The sequence below is a fragment of the Streptomyces sichuanensis genome, from assembly GCF_020328095.1.
GTDB classification, from domain to species: Bacteria; Actinomycetota; Actinomycetes; order Streptomycetales; family Streptomycetaceae; genus Streptomyces; species Streptomyces cinnamoneus.
This window is the reverse complement of the sequence record NZ_JAIXMK010000032.1, coordinates 35,269-54,652: the sequence shown is the minus strand read 5'-3', so window position 1 is coordinate 54,652 and position 19,384 is coordinate 35,269. Positions and strand designations below refer to the sequence as shown.

Annotated in this window: 16 protein-coding genes and 1 pseudogene; 4 read left to right on the top strand and 13 right to left on the bottom strand. The window is 73.5% G+C overall.

Features of this window, described 5'->3' with window-relative positions; all coding sequences use genetic code 11:
- Position 1 precedes the first annotated feature (1 nt).
- From tal to LE181_RS13275, 3 genes are read left to right on the top strand one after another with little or no spacing between them, the layout of a single operon-like run.
- Positions 2-1,156 (top strand): transaldolase, encoded by a 1,155-nt coding sequence (gene tal, locus LE181_RS13285; protein ID WP_372458336.1) that lies wholly within the window; start codon positions 2-4, stop codon positions 1,154-1,156.
- Entirely contained in the window at positions 1,153-2,397 is a 1,245-nt protein-coding gene (locus LE181_RS13280; protein ID WP_225661457.1) for an MFS transporter, read from the top strand. The genes tal and LE181_RS13280 overlap by 4 nt, the downstream gene beginning before the upstream one ends.
- Before the next feature lie 23 nt (positions 2,398-2,420).
- Positions 2,421-2,717 carry an antibiotic biosynthesis monooxygenase family protein gene (locus tag LE181_RS13275; protein ID WP_225661456.1) on the top strand — a complete coding sequence of 99 codons (297 nt, stop codon included), beginning with the start codon at positions 2,421-2,423 and terminating at the stop codon, positions 2,715-2,717.
- On the opposite strand, the gene LE181_RS13270 is transcribed toward LE181_RS13275, so the two are convergent.
- The 8 genes and pseudogenes from LE181_RS13270 to fmt form a co-directional block, all read right to left on the bottom strand.
- A complete protein-coding gene (locus LE181_RS13270) occupies positions 2,714-3,169 on the bottom strand; it encodes an Lrp/AsnC family transcriptional regulator (RefSeq protein ID WP_126913291.1) in 456 nt (151 codons plus the stop codon). The genes LE181_RS13275 and LE181_RS13270 overlap by 4 nt on opposite strands.
- 98 nt (positions 3,170-3,267) lie before the next feature.
- A complete protein-coding gene (locus tag LE181_RS13265; RefSeq protein WP_190109044.1) occupies positions 3,268-3,834 on the bottom strand; it encodes a GNAT family N-acetyltransferase in 567 nt (188 codons plus the stop codon).
- A gap of 666 nt (positions 3,835-4,500) precedes the next feature.
- Positions 4,501-6,015: pseudogene (locus LE181_RS13260) on the bottom strand (amino acid permease); the annotation flags it as partial.
- Between the two features lie 331 nt (positions 6,016-6,346).
- Entirely contained in the window at positions 6,347-7,789 is a 1,443-nt protein-coding gene (locus tag LE181_RS13255) for a GuaB1 family IMP dehydrogenase-related protein (protein WP_225661455.1), read from the bottom strand.
- A 275-nt stretch (positions 7,790-8,064) separates the two neighbouring features.
- The gene (locus tag LE181_RS13250; protein ID WP_225661454.1) at positions 8,065-9,054 is read right to left on the bottom strand and encodes a sugar-binding transcriptional regulator; all 990 of its coding nucleotides are present in this window, start codon (positions 9,052-9,054) and stop codon (positions 8,065-8,067) included.
- 166 nt (positions 9,055-9,220) lie between these two features.
- Positions 9,221-9,907: a ribulose-phosphate 3-epimerase gene (gene rpe / locus LE181_RS13245; RefSeq protein ID WP_190109041.1), complete on the bottom strand. Its 687-nt coding sequence runs from the start codon at positions 9,905-9,907 to the stop codon at positions 9,221-9,223.
- 82 nt (positions 9,908-9,989) lie between these two features.
- Positions 9,990-11,417, bottom strand: coding sequence for an RsmB/NOP family class I SAM-dependent RNA methyltransferase (locus LE181_RS13240; RefSeq protein WP_225661453.1), 1,428 nt, complete (start codon positions 11,415-11,417; stop codon positions 9,990-9,992).
- Between the two features lie 48 nt (positions 11,418-11,465).
- Positions 11,466-12,413: a methionyl-tRNA formyltransferase gene (fmt, locus tag LE181_RS13235; protein ID WP_225661452.1), complete on the bottom strand. Its 948-nt coding sequence runs from the start codon at positions 12,411-12,413 to the stop codon at positions 11,466-11,468.
- A gap of 307 nt (positions 12,414-12,720) precedes the next feature.
- Between fmt and LE181_RS13230 the strand changes: the two genes are divergently transcribed.
- Positions 12,721-13,233 carry a hypothetical protein gene (locus LE181_RS13230; RefSeq protein WP_225661451.1) on the top strand — a complete coding sequence of 171 codons (513 nt, stop codon included), beginning with the start codon at positions 12,721-12,723 and terminating at the stop codon, positions 13,231-13,233.
- A 153-nt stretch (positions 13,234-13,386) separates the two neighbouring features.
- On the opposite strand, the gene LE181_RS13225 is transcribed toward LE181_RS13230, so the two are convergent.
- The 5 genes from LE181_RS13225 to gmk form a co-directional block, all read right to left on the bottom strand.
- Positions 13,387-15,537 (bottom strand): primosomal protein N', encoded by a 2,151-nt coding sequence (locus LE181_RS13225; RefSeq protein ID WP_225661450.1) that lies wholly within the window; start codon positions 15,535-15,537, stop codon positions 13,387-13,389.
- Positions 15,538-15,635: 98 nt separating this feature from the next.
- Entirely contained in the window at positions 15,636-16,844 is a 1,209-nt protein-coding gene (gene metK / locus LE181_RS13220; protein ID WP_225661449.1) for a methionine adenosyltransferase, read from the bottom strand.
- 237 nt (positions 16,845-17,081) lie between these two features.
- The gene (gene coaBC / locus LE181_RS13215) at positions 17,082-18,287 is read right to left on the bottom strand and encodes a bifunctional phosphopantothenoylcysteine decarboxylase/phosphopantothenate--cysteine ligase CoaBC (RefSeq protein ID WP_225661448.1); all 1,206 of its coding nucleotides are present in this window, start codon (positions 18,285-18,287) and stop codon (positions 17,082-17,084) included.
- 143 nt (positions 18,288-18,430) lie between these two features.
- A complete protein-coding gene (gene rpoZ / locus LE181_RS13210) occupies positions 18,431-18,703 on the bottom strand; it encodes a DNA-directed RNA polymerase subunit omega (protein ID WP_030360466.1) in 273 nt (90 codons plus the stop codon).
- Positions 18,704-18,736: 33 nt separating this feature from the next.
- A complete protein-coding gene (gene gmk, locus LE181_RS13205; RefSeq protein WP_225661447.1) occupies positions 18,737-19,327 on the bottom strand; it encodes a guanylate kinase in 591 nt (196 codons plus the stop codon).
- Positions 19,328-19,384 lie beyond the last annotated feature (57 nt).

The following is a 19,384-nucleotide window of genomic DNA, read 5'->3' as shown; positions in this document are numbered from 1 at the left end:
CATGACCGGAGCACCGACTTCCGAAGCCCTGCGCCGGCTCTCCGGGCACGGCGTCTCGATCTGGCTGGACGACCTCAGCCGGGCACGCATCACCTCGGGAAACCTGGCCGAGGCGGTGCGCGACCGGTACGTCGTGGGCGTCACCACCAACCCGACCATCTTCCAGAAGGCCATCGCCGCCGGCCTCGACAGCGGCTACGAGGCCCAGCTGCGCGACCTCGCCCTGCGCGGGGTGAGCGCCGAGGAGGCCGTGCGCGCCCTCACCACGGCCGACGTACGGGACGCCGCCGACGTGCTGCGCCCGGTGTACGAGCGGTCCGGCGGGCACGACGGGCGGATCTCCATCGAGGTGGACCCCCGGCTGGCGCACCGCACGGCGGCGACGGTGGCCGAGGCCCGGCAGCTGTGGTGGATGGTGGACCGGCCCAACGTCCTCATCAAGATCCCCGCCACCCGTGCCGGGCTCCCCGCCATCACCCGGGCCGTGGCGGAGGGCATCAGCGTCAACGTCACCCTGATCTTCTCCCTGGACCGCTACCGGGCCGTCATGGACGCCTGGATGACCGGGCTGGAGCAGGCCCGCGACGCCGGCCGGGACCTGTCGGCGATCGAGTCGGTGGCCTCGTTCTTCGTCTCCCGGCTCGACACGGAGACCGACGACCGGCTCACGGCCCTGGGCACCGACCGGGCGGCGGCCCTGCGCGGCCGGGCGGCCCTGGCCAACGCCCGGCTGGCGTACCGGGCGTACGAGGAGGCCGTGGCGGGCCCCCGCTGGCGGGCCCTGGAGGCGGCGGGCGCCAACCCGCAGCGCCCCCTGTGGACGTCCACCAGCACCAAGAACCCCGCCTATCCCGACACCTACTACACGGCCGGTCTCATCACGGCCGGCACGGTGAACACCCTGCCCGAGGACGCGCTCGACGCGTTCGCCGACCACGGCGAGGTCCCCGGCGACACCGTCCGCGGCGGCTACGAGCAGGCCGAGGAGGACTTCAGGGCGCTGGCCAAGGAGGGCATCGACTACGACGACGTCGTGCAGGTGCTGGAGGACCAGGGCGTGGCGAAGTTCGAGGAGTCCTGGCGGATCCTGCTCGACAGCGTCGCCGCGGCGCTGGACCGGCTCGGCAGGTCGGGCGAGGAGCCGCTGCCCGGATGACCTCGCTCGTCCCGACCGCCCGGGCGCAGGGCAGGGCCTCGCGGGGCTTCGTCCTGCGCATCGGGCTGGCCTACCTGGGGCTGTACAGCACCGTGCTGGCGGCCGCGCTGGTCACGCTGGCCCTGCGCATCGGGGAGGTCGACCCCGCGCACAAGGAGGTCGGCCTCGCCGTGGTGTCCAGCCTCGGTGCGCTGGTCGCCCTCTTCGCCAACCCGCTGTTCGGACGGCTGTCCGACCGGACGACCTCCCGGTTCGGGCGGCGGCGGCCGTGGCTGGTCGGCGGCGTGCTGGGCGGGGCCGCCGGGCTGGCGGTGGTGGCCCTCGTGCCCTCGCTGCCCGCCATCGCCGTCGGCTGGTGCTTCGCCCAGCTGTCGTTCAACGCGACCATCGCCGCGCTGGCCGCGACCATCCCCGAGCAGGTGCCGGTCGAGCAGCGCGGCCTGGTCTCGGGCGTGGCCGGCTTCAGCCAGCGCCTGGCGGTACCGGTCGGGTCCGCGGCGGCCGCCCTGCTGGCGGGCAGCGCGGCGGTGTTCCTGCTGCCCGCGGCGGTGGCGGTGGCGGTCGTGGTGCTCTTCGCCGTCACCTTGCAGGACCGCCCGGCGCCTGCCGGGCAGCCGCCGTTCACGGCACGAGAGTTCTGGGGCAGCTTCTGGACCGATCCGCGCAGTCACCCCGACTTCGGCTGGGTGTGGGTGACCCGCTTCCTCACCTACTTCGCGGCCGTGGCCCCCGCCCCGTACCTCGCCTTCTACCTCTCCGACCGGCTCGGCACGAGCAAAGCCGCACTGGCCGCCACCGTGGCCCTGCTGACCACCATGAACTACGGCCTGAGCGCCCTGACCTCGGCGCTGGGCGGCTGGTACTCCGACCGCATCGGCCGTCGCAAGCCCTTCGTCACCGGCGCCGCGCTGCTGCTGACCGCCGGCCTGGGCGTCCTCGCCGCGGCCGACGGCCTGCCCCTGGTCTACGTCGCCCAGGCCCTGCTCGGCATCGGCTCCGGGCTGTACTTCGCCGTCGACATGGCCCTGTCGACGCAGGTGCTGCCCGACTCCACGACGGTCGCCAAGGACCTGGGCGTCATCAACAGCGCCGACGTGCTCCCCCAGGTCGTCGGCCCCGCCCTCGCCCCGCTCCTGCTGGGCGTCGGCGGCGGCTCGAACTACACCGCTCTGTACGTGTTCACCATGGTCTTCGGCGTGGCCGGGGCCATGACGGTCACCCGCGTCAGAGGCGTCCGCTGACGCCCCTCCCCCAGGAGAACGACATGATCTACGAGTACGCCTACCTCGATGTGGCCCCCGGCCGGGAGAAGGAGTTCGAGCAGGCCGTGCTGGCCGGCCGCCCCATCCTGGCCTCGGCCGACGGCTGCACGTCCGTCGATCTGTACCCGGACGTGGAGACGCCCGGCTCCTACCTGCTGCGGATCGGCTGGGAGACGCTGGAGAAGCACCTCGTGGACTTCCCCGCGAGCAAGCAGGCGCCCGAGTGGGCCGCCGCGATCGAGCACTTCATCGTCGGGCAGCCCGTCCTGCGGCACTTCGACGCCACGGCCCTCGCCTAGGAGGGGGCGCCGGAGCTGAAGCGGCGCAGCAGGGGCGAGAGGACCAGCACCGACTTGGTGCGCTCGACGAACGGCTCGCCGGCGATGCGCTCCAGGACGCGCTCGAAGTGGCGCATGTCCGAGGCGAAGATCTGCACGATGGCGTCGGCCTCACCGGTGACGGTGGAGGCCGAGGCCACCTCCGGGTAGCGCGACAGGCCCCGGTGGATGGCCTCGGGCGAGGTGTTGCGGCGGCAGTAGAGCTCGATGAACCCCTCCGTCTCCCAGCCGAGCGCCGCCGGGTCCACGCGGACGGTGAAGCCGGTGATGGCGCCCTCGGCGCGGAGCCTGTCCACACGCCGTTTCACGGCGGGTGCGGACAGGCCGATCTCCGCGCCGATGTCGGCGTAGGAGCGCCTGGCGTCCTCGGCCAGGGCGTGCACGATGCGTTCGTCGAGCTCATTCAATCGCACGGCGGGTGGATCACTTTTCTACGGGTAACCAGCTGCTGCCACCAGCAGTAGATCACGCCACCGGCCGTGTCCCCGACCCGAACGCCCGTGCACCGCCCTCAGCTGCCGAGGGCGGTGCACATGGCGGGGGGCCCGGGAAAGTCCTCGGGGAGCGCGTCCATCAGGACCTCGTCGACGTACTGGCCGAGCCAGTGACCGGACTTGCGGAAGCGTCCGGTGGGCCGGAACCCGGCCTTCTCGAAGGCGGTGATGCCGGCCCGGTTGGGTTCCAGGACCCGCAGCCACACCGCCCGGAGGGCTCCCAGGTGGAAGGCCCAGTCCAGGGTCAGGCGGGTGGCCTCCTCGGCGAAGCGCTTGCCGCGCTGGGCGGGGGCGACGACGATGCCGAACTCGGCCCGGCGCTCGCCGGGGTCGATGTGCAGCGTGGTCAGGGCGATGGACTGCTTGTCCTTGAGGCGGACGACCTCGAACCGCACGTGGTCGCGGTCGTCGAGCTGCCGGTCCCACTCGTCGGCCCGGGCCTCCCACGGCCGGGGAAAGCGACTCCCGGCACCGAGGACGGTGCCGGGGTCGCACTCCCATCTGTGGTACTCGGTCAGCAGCTCGTCCCGGGGCATGCCCAGGGCGAGCCGGTCGCCGGTCAGCAGGAGGTGGGGACTGCTCATCCGATGTGATCCCTTCCCGTCTGCCGGGTCCCCGGACGGCGGACCCGGCAGGCAGGGATCATAGGGGCGGCGGGAAGAAGATCACTTCTTCTCACCGGCGTCGGCGGCCCCGGCGGCCTCCGTCGCGGGCTTCTCCTCCGTGGTGGCAGCGGCCTCGGCGGCGGGCTTCGCCTCCGCCTTCTCCGCCGCCGCGGCGCCGGCCGTCTCCTCGGCCTGCGCACCCGCTCCGGCGTCGGCGGCGGTGGCCGGTGCGGCCTCCGCCGGCGTGGCGGTCACGGACTCCGCGGGGGCGGCGGCCTGGTCCGCATCCTTCTCGGCGGTCTTCCCGGCGGGCTTCTCCGCGGCCTTCTCACCGGCCTGCGCCGTGGGCGCGGCGGCGTCCTTCGCCTCTGCCGGGGCGGCGGACTTCGCGGTGGCCTTCTTGCCGCGTGCCTTCTTCTGCGGCTTCGGCCGGCCCTTGCCGGCGGCCTTCGTACCGGGCGTGACCTCGGCCTCGGCCGCGTTCCCGGCCTTCTCGGCCTTCTCCGCGGGGGTGGCGGCCTTCTTGGCCCCCGCCTTCGCACGGGGCTTGGCGGCGGTCTTCACGCCGGCCTTGGTCCCGGCCTTCGCGCCGGCCTTCGCCGCCGCCTTCGCGCCCGCCGGCTCCGTCACGGCGACGGCCCCGGCCGCGCCCTCGGTGGCCAGACGCGAGCTGCGCATGCCGTAGGCGAAGTAGATCAGCAGGCCCAGGAGCATCCAGCCGCCGAAGACCTCCCAGGTGATGGCGTCCAGGCTGAGCATCATGTAGACGCACATCGCGAAGCCCAGGACCGGGAAGACCAGGCCGAGCGGAACCTGCGCCGAACCGACCCGAATGCGCACACCCGAAAGCGGTACCCGGAAGCTGCGGTGCATGTCGGGACGGGTGAAGCGCAGCACGATGACGGCGATGTTCACCAGGGCGAAGGCGAAGAGCGTGCCGATGCTGGTGGCGTCGGCGAGCTGGCCGAGCGGGACGGCGGCGGCCAGGATGCCGCAGAACAGCGAGACGATCACGGTGTTCGCCATCGGCACGCCCTTGCGGTTGACCTTGGCGAAGGTCTTGGGGACCAGACCGTCGCGGGACATCGCGAAGAGGATGCGGGTCTGGCCGTAGAGGACGGTCAGCACGACGCTGGCGATGGCGATGACGGCGCCGGCGGCGAGGAGCACGGCCCAGAAGCTCTGGCCGGTGACGTCCTTCATGATGCCGGCGAGCGCGGCCTCGGAGCCCTCGAAGTCGCCCCACGGCATGGCGCCGACGGCCACGGCCGCCACCAGCACGTACAGCACCGTGACGATCAGCAGCGACAGCATGATCGCCTTGGGCAGGTCCTTCTTCGGGTTCTTGGCCTCCTCACCGGCGGTGGAGGCGGCGTCGAAGCCGATGTACGAGAAGAACAGCGTGGCGCCCGCGGCGCTGACGCCGCCGAGGCCGAGCGGCATGAACGGGGCGTAGTTGCCGGCACGGATGCCGGTGAAGGCCACGGCGCAGAAGAGCAGCAGGGCCACGATCTTCACGCCGACCATGATCGTGTTGGCGCGGGCGCTCTCCTTGGCGCCGCCGATCAGGAAGGCCATGCACAGCAGCACGACGAGCAGGGCGGGCAGGTTGAAGATGCCGCCGTCGGTGCCCGGCGGGTTGGCCAGGGCGTCCGGGATGGTGACGCCGATGGTGCCGTCGAGCAGTTCGTTGAGGTACTGGCCCCAGCCGACGGCCACGGCCGCGACGGAGACGCCGTACTCCAGGATCAGGCACCAGCCGCAGACCCAGGCGATGATCTCGCCGAGGGTGGCGTAGGCGTACGAGTACGAGGAGCCGGAGACCGGGATGGTGCCGGCGAGCTCGGCGTAGGAGAGGGCCGAGAACAGCGCGGTGACGCCGGCGAGCACGAAGGAGATCACGACGGCCGGGCCGGCGCTGGGGACGGCCTCGCCGAGCACGACGAAGATGCCCGTACCGAGCGTGGCGCCGATGCTGATCATGGTCAGCTGCCACATGCCGAGCGAGCGGCGCAGGCTGCCGCCCTCGCCCTGGCCGCCCTCGGCGACCAGACGCTCGACGGGCTTGCGGCGCATCAGGCGGGCGCCGAAGCCGGTGGCGGGCAGCCGGGAGGGCTGCTTGTCACCGGTGACTGGGGGCGCAGTGCCTTGGTCCAACACGGGGTTGCTCCGTTCATGACTGCCGGTCGGGGGTACCGGTCCGGAGGCGGCGGTCCGCGACGGTACCCGGGGCGCGCCGACATGGCAGAGCAAACCCGTAGCGAGGGGTACCGCCGAGCAAGCGGTACCCGCCACTCCACGTTCTGCGCAGACCCTACGAGGTCAGGGCCCACGCTCGTAATGCACCATTCTTGCGTATGACCGGTGGATCATTGCGTCCGGGGGACCAGAACGGGCGATCGTTGCACGTCGCGTTATGAATCGGTACAGGGGGAGCAAAAAAGGGGCGCGACCCGGCGAACCGGATCGCGCCCCTGGGGGTCGGTGCGGGCTACTGCCAGCTGGCGTGCAGCGGCTTGCCCTCGGCGTAGCCGGCGGCGCTCTGGACGCCGATCACGGCACGCTCGGCGAACTCCTCGAGGGAGCCGGCGCCGGCGTAGGTGCAGGAGGAACGGACGCCCGCGATGATCGAGTCGATCAGGTCCTCGACGCCCGGACGGGACGGGTCGAGGAACATGCGGGAGGTGGAGATGCCCTCCTCGAACAGGCCCTTGCGGGCACGGTCGTAGGCCGACTCCTCGCTGGTGCGGTTGCGCACGGCGCGGGCGGAGGCCATGCCGAAGCTCTCCTTGTACAGACGCCCGTCGGCGGTCTGCTGGAGGTCGCCCGGGGACTCGTAGGTACCGGCGAACCAGGAACCGATCATGACGTTGGACGCGCCGGCCGCCAGGGCCATGGCGACGTCACGGGGGTGACGGACGCCACCGTCGGCCCAGACGTGCTTGCCGTACTTCTTCGCCTCGGCGGCGCACTCCAGCACCGCGGAGAACTGCGGGCGGCCCACGCCGGTCATCATGCGGGTGGTGCACATGGCGCCCGGGCCCACACCGACCTTGATGATGTCCGCGCCGGCCTCGATGAGGTCGCGCACGCCCTCGGCTGCGACGATGTTGCCCGCGACGATCGGGACCTGCGGGTCGAGCGCCCGGACGGCCTTGACCGCGGCGATCATCGACTCCTGGTGGCCGTGCGCGGTGTCCACGACGATGGTGTCCGCACCGGCCGCGAGCAGGGCCTTGGCCTTGCCGGACACGTCGCCGTTGATGCCCACGGCGGCGGCGATGCGCAGCTTGCCGTTCGCGTCGGTGGCGGGGGTGTAGAGCGTCGCGCGCAGGGCGCCCTTGCGGGTCAGGATGCCGGCCAGCTTGCCGTCCTTGTCGACGGCGGGCGCCAGCTTGCGGTGGGCGGCGTCGAGCGTGTTGAACGCCTCGCGCGGGTCGATGTCGGCGTCGAGGAGCAGCAGCTCGGTGGACATGACCTCGGACAGCTGGGTGAAGCGGTCCACGCCGGTCAGGTCGTGCTCGGTGACGACGCCGACGGGGCGGTGCTCGTCGTCGACGACGACGCCGGCGCCGTGGGCCCGCTTGGGCAGCAGGGACAGCGCGTCGGCCACGGTCTGGGTGGGGGCCAGCACGATCGGGGTGTCGAGCACCAGGTGGCGGCTCTTGACCCAGGAGATGACGTCGGTGACGACCTCGATCGGGATGTCCTGCGGGATGACGACGAGGCCACCGCGGCGGGCGACGGTCTCGGCCATGCGGCGGCCGGCGATGGCGGTCATGTTGGCGACCACGAGCGGAACGGTCGTGCCCGTGCCGTCGGGAGCGGAAAGGTCCACTCCCTGGCGGGAGCCGACCGCGGAACGGCTCGGCACCATGAACACATCGTCGTACGTCAGGTCGTACGAGGGCTTCTGGTCGTTAAGGAATCGCATACTGGCTCTCTCACCTGCGGTTTTGCGTACAGAGCGGGTGGGGAGTCAGCACCGAACCAGCGCCGGATCGGGCTGAGGTTCCTGGACCCATCATCCACGATCCGACGCTCGGATGGCGAACCTGATTCATATTCTGTGATTTCGGCCAGCGGCGGGCGGCCCGCCCTTGTGCCATCGCCCAAGACCTTCGTCCCGGGACGCAGGACCTGTGCACGGGTGCGGATACGACGGCGCCGGCCCCCGGGAGAGGGGGCCGGCGCCGTGCGCGCAGGGGGTTACGAGCCGTCCGGGTCCGCCCGGTCCAGGGCCGGGCGGGGGCCGGGGCCGGTCTCCAGCAGCAGGTGGTCGGCGGCGGCGGTGTCCGTGACCAGGCTGGTGACCAGGCCCGAGCGCAGCACCGCGCCGATGGCGGCGGCCTTGCGCTGACCGCCGGCGATGGCGACGACCTCGGGGATGCGGCGCAGCCGGTCGGCCTCCACGGTGATGCAGCGCTCGCCCAGGTCGCGGCCGATGCGGCGGCCCTCGGCGTCGAAGAGGTGCGCGGACATCTCGGCGGCGGCGCCCAGGGAGGCGTAGTGGGCGCGCTCCTCCTCGGTGAGCATGTCGTAGACGGTGGAGATGCCCGGCGCCCAGGAGCCGATGGAGACGGCGGCGACCGTGACCTTGTCGAAGTAGTCGAAGGCCCGGGCGATGCCCGTCTGGCCGCGCAGCGCGGCGGCCGTCGCCGAGTCGGGCAGCAGCATCGGGGCGTAGATCGGGTGGGCCTCGCCGCCGGAGACCTGGGCGGCCCGGCGGACGGCCTCGACCGAGCCGCGCTCAGCGGTGCCCGCGTCGTAGACGCCGGTGAGCTGGACGACCGTGCAGGGCGGCAGCCGGTGCAGGGCCGCGGCCATGTGGATGGTGGACCGGCCCCAGGCGAGGCCGAGCACATCGCCCTCGTGGACCAGCTCGCCGAGCAGGTCAGCTGCCACCTCGCCGAGGTTCTCGGGGTCGGGCGCGTCATCGGCGGCGTCGGCCGGGGACTCCACGACCACCGCGTGGCGCAGGCCGTAGCGGGCGCGCAGCGCGTCCGAGCGCTCCGCGTCCAGCTCGGCCGGCACCCGGATCTCGATCCGCACCAGGTCGCGCTCCAGTGCCGTCTCCAGCACCCGGGCGACCTTGAAGCGGCTCACGCCGAATTCCTCGGCGATCTGGATCTTCGACTTGCCCTCAAGGTAGAAGCGGCGGGCCATCGCCGCCGCCTGCACCAGCTCGGCGGGCCCCATAGGCGTGGCTGAACGGCCCGTCGACACCCTGGTCTCCTCACTATCGTCTTCAAGCTTGTGTGCAAGCTGTGGAGCTGTGGACACGACGTCATCCTGTCAGATGTGCGGGTCCTTGATCAGCCCTTGACCTTCGCCCTCAGCAATTCGGGCGAGCACCACGGGACGCTCAGTGCGCACAGGCCCAGGGCGCACGGGCGGTCGTCGCCTCCGCCTGGGCGCGCAGGGAACGTACGGCGGCCGCGGGGTCGTCCGTACCGTAGACGGCCGATCCGGCGACGAAGACGTCCGCGCCGGCCTCGGCGCAGCGCTCGATGGTCTCGGCCGACACCCCGCCGTCGACCTGCAGCCACAGCGGCAGGTTGTGCCGGGAGATCAGCTCCCGGGTGCGGCGGATCTTGGGCAGCATGATGTCGAGGAACGACTGGCCGCCGAAGCCGGGCTCGACGGTCATGATGAGCAGCATGTCCAGCTCGGGCAGCAGGTCCTCGAAGGGCTCGATGGGCGTGGCCGGCTTGAGGGCCATCGACGCGCGGGCGCCCTTGGCCCGGATCTCCCGGGCCAGCCGCACGGGGGCGTGGGCGGCCTCCGCGTGGAAGGTCACCGAACCGGCGCCCACCTCGGCGTACTGCGGCGCCCAGCGGTCGGGGTCCTCGATCATCAGGTGGCAGTCCAGCGGGGTGTCCGTGGCCTTGATCAGCGACTCGACGATGGGTACGCCGAGCGTGAGGTTGGGGACGAAGTGATTGTCCATCACATCGACGTGGAGCCAGTCGGCGCCCTTCACCGCCTGCGCTTCGTCGGCGAGGCGGGCGAAGTCCGCGGACAGGATGCTGGGGTTGATCTGCACGGCCATACCCCAAGCCTGCCATGCCCCGGGGGCGGCCTTGACACGGAGGGGCCCTTGGCGGGCCCCCCGTCGCCGAGGGGCCCGTGCGTCAGGCGGTGCGGCGCAGCAGGGCCAGGTACATGGCGTCCGTGCCGTGCAGGTGGGGCCAGAGCTGGACGTCGGGGCCGTCGCCCAGGGCGGGGACGCCCTGCATGTGGGGACGGGCGTCGATCCACTCGGCGCTCACGCCCTCGCGCTTGAGCACGTCGTCCACGACGGCCTTGGTCTCCGCGGGGTGCGGCGAGCACGTCGCGTAGCCCACGACGCCGCCGACGCGGACGGCGCGCAGCGCCTCGCGCAGCAGGTCGCGCTGGAGCGGCGCGAAGCCGGGCACGTCCTCGGGGCGGCGGCGCCAGCGGGCCTCGGGGCGGCGGCGCAGGGCGCCCAGGCCGGTGCAGGGCACGTCGACCAGGACCCGGTCGAAGGAGCCCTCGCGCCACGGCGGGCGGGTGCCGTCGGCGGCGATGACCTGGTACGGGCCGGGGTTGCCGGCCAGGGCGCGCTCGACGAGGCGGGCGCGGTGCGGCTGCTTCTCGGAGGCCAGCAGCGCGGCGCCGCGCTCCGCGGCGAGCGCGCCGAGCAGGGCCGCCTTGCCGCCGGGGCCGGCGCAGCCGTCCAGCCAGCGGGTGTCCGGACCGTCCAGCGGGACGTCGGCGAGGGCGAGGGCGACGAGCTGACTGCCCTCGTCCTGCACGCCGGCCCGGCCCTCGCGCACGGCCTCCAGGGCGCCGGGCTCGCCGCCCTCGGCGAGCCGCACGGCGTGCGGCGACCAGCGGCCGGGCAGCGCGGAGTCCTCGCCGAGCACCGCCATCAGCTCGTCGGTGGTGGCCCGGCCGGGGCGGGCGACCAGGGTGACCTCGGGGCGCTCGTTGTCCGCCTCCAGCAGGTCCTCGATGCCGGCCCGGCCGCCGCCGAGGGCGTCCCACAGGGCGGAGACGATCCACCGCGGGTGGGAGTGGACGACGGCGAGGTGTGCCTCGGGGTCGTCCTCGTAGGGCGGTGCGACCTTCTCCAGCCAGCCGTCCAGGTCGTGGGCGGTGATCCGGCGCAGGACGGCGTTGACGAACTTCGCCCGCCCGTCGCCGAGGACGACACGGGCCAGTTCGACGGTGGCCGAGACCGCGGCGTGCGGCGGGATGCGCGTGCCGAGCAGCTGGTGCGCGCCCAGGCTGAGCACGTCGAGCACCGGCGGATCGACCTCGCGCAGCGGCCGGTCGACGCAGGACGCGATGATCGCGTCGTAGGTGCCCTGGCGGCGGAGGGTGCCGTAGACCAGCTCGGTGGCGAGGGCGGCGTCGCGCGGCTCGAAGCCCTCCTTCTCGCGGGCCTTGCGCAGCAGCGGGGGCAGCACGAGGTTCGCGTACGCGTCCCGCTCGTCCACGGCCCGCAGCGCCTCGAAGGCGAGGATCCGTACCGGGTCCTTCTTGGGCCTGCGGTAGGGCTTGGCGGGTCGCTTGCGAGGGGACTGTTCGTTCACGAAAGGTGCTCCGGAGCTGGTGTGATGAAGGGCTCCAGCCTACGCCCGTTACCGGGCGCCCTCCTGCTCGCCCAGTCCCTCGCCTGCGGCGATGCGGACGCCGCGGGCCCAGTCGGCGGCCTGCATCGGCTTCTTGCCCTGCGGCTGGACCCACTGCAGCTGCACGGCGTGGGAGCCGGTGCCGACGTGCACGGAGTTCTTGGCGGCCGCGATGGCGCCGGGGGCGAGGTCGGTGCGGTCGACGGCGGGCAGCACGGACATCACCTTCAGGCGCTCGCCGCGGAAGGTCGTCCAGGCGCCCGGCGCGGGGGCGCAGCCGCGCACGACGCGGTCGACGCGCAGGGCGGGCGCGCTCCAGTCGATGCGGGCGTCCTCGACGTTGATCTTGGGTGCGAGGGAGACGCCGTCGGCGGGCTGGGGCACGGCCTTCAGGGTGCCGTCCTCGATGCCGTCCATCGTCGCGGCCAGCAGCCCGGAGCCGGCGAAGGCGAGCCGGGTGAGGAGGTCGCCGCTGGTGTCGGTGGGGCGGACCTGCTCGGTCAGGACGCCGAAGACCGGCCCGGAGTCCAGGCCCTCCTCGATGAGGAAGGTGGAGGCGCCGGTGACCTCGTCGCCGGCCAGGATCGCGTGCTGCACGGGGGCGGCTCCGCGCCAGGCGGGCAGCAGGGAGAAGTGGAGGTTCACCCACCCGTGGGTGGGAATCTCCAGCGCGGCCTTGGGCAGCAGGGCGCCGTAGGCGACGACCGGGCAGCAGTCGGGGGCGATCTCCCGCAGCCGGGCGAGGAAGTCCTCGTCGCGCGGCCTGGCGGGCTTGAGCACCTCGATGCCGGCTTCCTCGGCGCGCTCGGCGACGGGGCTGGCGACCAGGCGGCGGCCGCGGCCCGCGGGCGCGTCGGGGCGGGTGACGACGGCGACGACCTCGTGGCGGTCCGAGGCGATCAGGGCGTCGAGGGCGGGTACGGCGACCTCGGGGGTACCGGCGAAGACGAGCCTCATGGGTGGCGGACTACCTCTCTCATAGCGTCCCGTGGCGCCGCGGCGGCGGCCCCGTGGGCGCCGGACCGAACGGCGCTCCAGTCTAGAGGCGCCCCTGCCACAGGGGGCGTGCGGGCTGGCGCGCGCCCCATTCCGGCGGATGTACGCCCCCATACCGTGACCCAGCGGCCCGTGGCGCGTTGGGTCAAGAGAGATTGACCGAAACGGACTGCAACCACGGTCCGCTTCCCTTGCGTTGTTTACCGACCAGCCGTCAACTCTCGTCCACATCCACGTCCCTTTAACCGCCGGTCCGAGAGGCTTGTTCATGCCCGACCACGCAACCCACGACGCCCAGGCACGGGCCAGCCTGCATCTTCTGGTCCGGGACATCGAGAGGGTCCGCCGCCAGGTCGACGCCCTGCGCACCCTCACCGCCCAGCTGGGCAACGTCTACCGCCCGCGTCGCACCGGCCCCTCGGCGGGCTTCGTCGTCTACGGGCGCGCCCCCGCTCCGACGGTCCGCCTGGCCCAGGAGCTGCGGGACAGCGTCGAGACGCTGGTCACGGCGGCCGTGGACTTCGACCGTTCGCTGGGCTTCTCGTGGGACGCGGTGGGTTCGGCGCTCGGCGTCACCAAGCAGGCGGTCCACCGCCGCTACGGCGCACGGCGCGCCGGGGCCCAGGGGACGGCCGAGACCGCGGAGTCGGCGGTGCGCACCGCCGAGCCGGCGCCGGCGCCCATGCCGGTCGTCCCCGCGGCCCGCACCGTCCCCGGCCAGCCGGCCCCCCACCGCGAGGAACCCCGCGCCTCCGCCTTCCCCGGCCCCCGCAACGGCTAGCCCGCCCCGGCGGGGCGTGCGGCCCGGGCCGCGCCGGGGCCACTGCTGCGCCGCAGCGGCGATCAGCCCCACCACACGGTGACCGGCGGTGCCAAAGCCGCCCCGAGCGGCGCACCGCCCGCTGCCCGAGCCGCCCCGGCCGGGAGGGCACGGTCACCCGATGTCCGGCGGATCCATCCGCAGCCGTACGGGGTCGCCCTCGCGGCGGGCCAGTCGTACCGCCTGGGCCGATTTGAGCGCGGCGGCCAGCGCCGCGCCGCGGCCCGGGCGGACCCGGACCAGTGCCCGCTCCCAGTGCTCGCCGGGGGGCGGATCCCCTGCCCGGCGCGGACGGCCCGGCAAGGGCGGGGGCAGCAGGACGGGCCCCAGCACCTCCGCCCCCTCCGGCAGCTCGGCCATCGCGAGCAGTTCCGCCACCGCCTCCGGCGGCCCGCTGACGGCCGCCATGCGCGACACCGGCGGGAAGCCCAGCTCGGCGCGGTCCGCGAGCTCCCGCATCGCGTGTCCGGCGGGATCCCACCGGACCAGCGCCTGCACGGGCCGCAGCGTCGGCTCGGCGACGACCACCACCGTGCCGCCCGCCTCCCGCCCCCGCACCAGGGCGGCCGCGCCCAGCCAGCGGCGCAACGCCTCCTCGCCCGCCCGCAGGTCCGGCCGGCCCAGCAGCGCCCAGCCGTCCAGCAGCAGCGCCGCGGCGTAGCCGCCCTCGGCGACCGGCTCGGCGCCGGGCGTGGACACGATGAGGGCCGGCCGGTCGGGGACCGTGTCCAGGACGTGGTCACGCCCCGACGTGCGCACCGGTACCGCCGGAAACGCCCGCCCCAGCTCCTCCGCCGTGCGCCGCGCCCCCACGACCTGGGCGCGCAGCCGGAAGCCCCCGCACTCGCCGCAGTGCCAGTCCCGGGCCTCCTCCCCGCACCAGCCGCAGTGCAGCAGCTCACCGCCACCCGCACCCCGGGCCTCCAGCGGGCCCGCGCAGTGCGTGCAGCGGGCGGGCTCGCGGCACCGCTCACAGGCCAGGCGCGGCACGTAGCCGCGACGCGGGACCTGCACCAGCACCGGCCCGTGCCGCAGCCCCTCGCGGGCGGCCTGCCAGGCGACGGTGGGCAGCCGGGCGGCCCGCGCGGCGGCGTCCCGCGCCTCGTCGCCCTCGCCCACCGTCCGGATCCGCGGCGCCACCGCCCGCAGCCGCTCCCGGTCGGCGGCCAGCGGCAGCGCCCAGCCGGTGTCCAGCAGCTGCGCCGCCTCCACCGTGCAGCCGAAGCCGCCGAGCAGGAAGGCCGCCTTCTCGTGGGCGGCGCGCAGCAGCAGCACCTCGCGGGCGTGCGGCTGCGGCGCGTGCGGCTCGCTGTGGCTGGAGTCGCCGTCGTCCCAGAGGGCGGCGAGGCCCAGGTCCCGCACGGGGGCGAACATCGCGGCGCGCGTGCCGACCACGGCCCGCACGGAGCCGCGGCTGACCGCCAGCCAGCGGCGGTAGCGCTCCTCCGGGCCGGTGTCCGCGGTCAGCAGCACGTGCCGGCCCGGCCCGAGCAGCGTGCCGAGCGCGGCGTCGACCCGGGCCGCGGCCCGGCCGTCCGGCACGACGATCAGCGCACCGCGCCCCGAGGCGAGGGCGGCCGCTGCGGCGCGGGCCAGCTCGTCCGCCCACTGCGGGCCGGGCAGCGCGCTCCACACCGCCCGCGGGGCGTCCCCCCGGGCCACCGCGTCGAGGTAGGCGGGGCCGGTGGGGTAGCGGGCCCAGCCGCCCGGCCCGGGCGGCGGGGGCGGCGGCAGCGGCTCGGGCGACGGCTCGGCCTCGATGCGGGCGTGCCGGGGCGGCACCGCCAGCTGCAGGACGTCGGCGAGGGAGCCGGCGTAGCGGTCGGCCACGGACCGGCACAGCCCCAGCAGGGCCGGGGAGAGCACCGGCTCGGGCGAGAGGACCTGGGCGAGGGCGGCCAGCGGCCCGCGGTAGTCGGACTCTGCGATGCGCTCGACGATGAAGCCGTCGAGCAGCCCGCCCCCCTCGCGCCGCCCGCCCCGGACGTTGCGCGTGCCGGCGCCGAAGCGCACCCGTACACGCGCCCCCGGCCGGGCGTCGGCGTCGAGCTCGGCGGGCACGGCGTAGTCCCACAGCCGGTCCAGGTGGACCGGGCCCTTGTCGACCAGCACCCGGGCGACGGGGAGCTCCTTGGCCAGCGCGGCCCCCCGCCACGTCCGCGGCTTGGCCCGCGGCACCTTGGCCTTGCGCACGCTCTCCCGGATGAGCGCGAGCTGCTCCGCCTCGGGAGCCTCCCGCTCCGACCGCCCGTTCTCGCTGCTCACGGCTCCAGTCCTATCAGAGGGCACTGACAACGAAAGGCGCCCCCGCCACAAGGGCGGGGGCGCCTCACACGGGCCGGAGGTCCGGGCCGGCCGGGGGCTTACAGCCCGGCGGCCTTCTTCAGGGCGTCCACGCGGTCGGTGCGCTCCCACGTGAAGTCGGGCAGCTCACGGCCGAAGTGACCGTAGGCGGCCGTCTGGGAGTAGATCGGGCGCAGCAGGTCGAGGTCGCGGATGATCGCGGCCGGGCGGAGGTCGAAGACCTCGGCGATGGCGGTCTCGATCTTCTCGACGTCGACGGTGTTGGTGCCGAAGGTCTCGACGAAGAGACCGACGGGCTCGGCCTTGCCGATCGCGTAGGCGACCTGGACCTCGCAGCGGGCAGCCAGCCCCGCCGCGACGACGTTCTTGGCGACCCAGCGCATCGCGTACGCGGCCGAGCGGTCGACCTTGGACGGGTCCTTGCCGGAGAAGGCGCCGCCACCGTGGCGGGCCATGCCGCCGTAGGTGTCGATGATGATCTTGCGACCGGTGAGGCCGGCGTCACCCATGGGGCCACCGATCTCGAAGCGGCCGGTGGGGTTCACCAGGAGGCGGTAGCCCTCGGTGTCCAGCTTGATGCCGTCCTCGACGAGCTGCTTGAGGACGTGCTCGACGACGAACTCGCGGACGTCGGGTGCCAGCAGCGAGTCGAGGTCGATGTCGCTCGCGTGCTGCGAGGAGACGACCACCGTGTCGAGGCGGACGGCCTTGTTGCCGTCGTACTCGATGGTGACCTGCGTCTTGCCGTCGGGGCGCAGGTAGGGGATGGTGCCGTTCTTCCGGACCTCGGTCAGGCGGCGGGAGAGCCGGTGCGCGAGCTCGATCGGCAGCGGCATCAGGTTCGGCGTCTCGTCGCAGGCGAAGCCGAACATCAGGCCCTGGTCGCCGGCGCCCTGCTTGTCGAGCTCGTCGTCGTCGCCCTCGACGCGGTTCTCGTAGGCGGTGTCGACGCCCTGGGCGATGTCGGGGGACTGCGCGCCGATGGACACCGAGACGCCGCAGGAGGCGCCGTCGAAGCCCTTCTTGGACGAGTCGTAACCGATTTCGAGGATCTTGTTGCGGACGAGCGACGCGATCGGCGCGTACGCCTTGGTCGTCACCTCGCCGGCGACGTGCACGAGGCCGGTGGTGATCAGGGTCTCGACGGCGACCCGGGAGGTCGGGTCCTCCTTGAGGAGGGCGTCGAGAATGGAATCGCTGATCTGGTCAGCGATCTTGTCGGGGTGACCCTCGGTCACGGACTCCGAGGTGAACAGGCGGCGGGACACATCGCTCCCTGGGGTTGCAGCGGCTGCTGGCTGATCATTGACGGACCCGGTCGAGAGCTGCGCTCGACGCGAGTCCGGTGCCAGTTTATCCGGCCTTCTCGCACTCCGGACATCCCGGTCCCGCACCGTTCTCGCATCCTGGACATCCGGGGCCCTCGCGGCCTGCGGAAACTGCCGTGGCAGCGGCCCCGGGAACCCCGGCAGGCCCCCTGGGCCCTCCCGTCCCGGCGCCTGGCCTCAGGCCAGGCGTCCGGCCACCAGGTCCCAGACGACGTCCGCGAGGGCCTCCTTGGGGCCGTGGGGCACGGGGGTCTCGGTGCCGTCGGGCGCGAGGACGACGGCCTCGTTCTCCTCCGAGCCGAAGGTCCTGCGCTCCCCCACCTCGTTGACGACCAGCAGGTCACAGCCCTTGCGGGCGAGCTTGGCGCGGCCGTTGGCCAGCACGTCGTCGGTCTCCGCGGCGAAGCCCACCACGACCTGGCCGGGGCGGGCGCGGTCGGCGGAGAGCTCGGCGAGGACGTCGGGGTTGCGGACGAGCGCGACCGGCTCCGGCTCCTGGCCGTCCCGCTTCTTGATCTTGCCTTCGGCGTAGTGGGCGGGCCGGAAGTCGGCCACGGCCGCGGCCATCACCACGGCGTCGGCGTCCGCGGCGGCCTTGAGCACGGCCTCCCGCAGCTGTACGGCCGTCCCCACGTGCACCACGTCGGCGCCCGCGGGGTCCGGCAGCTCGCTGTTGGCGGAGACGAGGGTCACACGGGCACCCCGGGCGACGGCGGTGCGGGCCAGCGCGTAGCCCTGCTTGCCGGAGGAGCGGTTTCCGAGGTAGCGCACGGGGTCCAGCGGCTCGCGGGTGCCGCCGGCGCTGATCACGACGTGCCGGCCGGCCAGGTCGGCGCGCGCGTCGCCGCCGCGCGCCAGCACCCGGCGGACGACCTCGAAGACCTCCGCGGGCTCCGGGAAGCGGCCCTTGCCGGTGTCGACGCCGGTCAGCCGGCCGACGGCGGGCTCGATGACGATCGCGCCGCGGCGGCGCAGGGTCGCCACGTTCTCCTGGGTGGCGGCGTGCTCCCACATCTCGGTGTGCATGGCCGGGGCGAAGACGACCGGGCAGCGGGCGGTGAGCAGCGTGTTGGTCAGCAGGTCGTCGGCCAGGCCGTGGGCGGCCTTGGCCAGCATGTCGGCGGTGGCGGGGGCCACGACCACGAGATCGGCCTGCTGGCCGATCCGGACGTGCGGCACCTCGTGGACGCTCTCCCACACCTGGGTCGCGGCCGGGTGGCCGGAGAGCGCGGACCAGGTCGCCTCACCGACGAAGTGCAGGGCCGACGCCGTCGGCACGACGCGCACGTCGTGCCCCGACTCGGTGAGCCTGCGCAGCAGCTCGCACGCCTTGTAGGCGGCGATGCCGCCGCTGACCCCCAGGACGATCTTGGGCTTGTCCATCGTTCGCTTCTCCCCGCGCTCTCGTCCGCACATTCGTTCTCGTCCGTACGTACGGACCGTACAGACCCCATGACACACCAAGGGCCCGGCAGTCGCGCTGCCGGGCCCTCGGTGATGAAGCGTGAAACTGACGCAATCAGCGCTTACTGCGCCGGGGCCTCGACGGCCTCGGAGGTCAGCAGGCCCGCGTTGATCTCACGGAGCGCGATGGAGAGCGGCTTCTCGTGGACGTGGGTGTCCACCAGCGGGCCGACGTACTCCAGCAGGCCCTCGCCGAGCTGCGAGTAGTACGCGTTGATCTGGCGCGCGCGCTTGGCGGCGTAGATCACGAGGCTGTACTTCGAGTCGGTCGCCTCAAGCAGCTCATCAATCGGCGGGTTGATGATGCCCTCGGGCGCGGTGATGGAAGAGGACACTCTCTGCCTTCCGATGGGGGTGAAGAAAGGTGTTCAGCGCAGCAAGGCTAGCAGCTCACGCGCAACGTCCTCGACGGAGGTGTTGACCAGCGTGGTGTCGAACTCCGTCTCGGCCGCCAGCTCGACCTTGGCGGCCTCCAGCCGGCGCTCGATGACCTCGGCCGACTCCGTCCCGCGGCCGGTGAGGCGGCGGACCAGCTCGTCCCAGCTGGGCGGGGCGAGGAAGACCAGCCGGGCGTCCGGCATGGTCTCGCGGACCTGCCGGGCGCCCTGGAGGTCGATCTCCAGCAGGACCGGCTCGCCCGCCTCCAGGCGGTCGAGCACGGCCTGCCGCGGCGTGCCGTAGCGGTTGCCCGCGAATTCGGCCCACTCCAGCAGCTCTCCGTTGGCGATGAGCTTGTCGAACTGCTCGTCGTCGACGAAGAAGTACTGGACGCCCTCCTGCTCGCCGGGTCGCGGCTTGCGGGTGGTGGCGGAGACCGAGAGCCACACCTCGGGGTGGGCCTTGCGCATGTGGGCGACGACCGTGCTCTTACCGACCCCGGAGGGGCCGGAGAGCACGGTCAGCCGCGGTTGTCCGGCCGGAGGGACGGGGGACGTCCCCCGGGAGACTGCAGTACTCATGCAGCGATTATCCCGGTTCCTGGGAGTGCCTGGGAACGCAGGGCCTCGCGGCGGGTG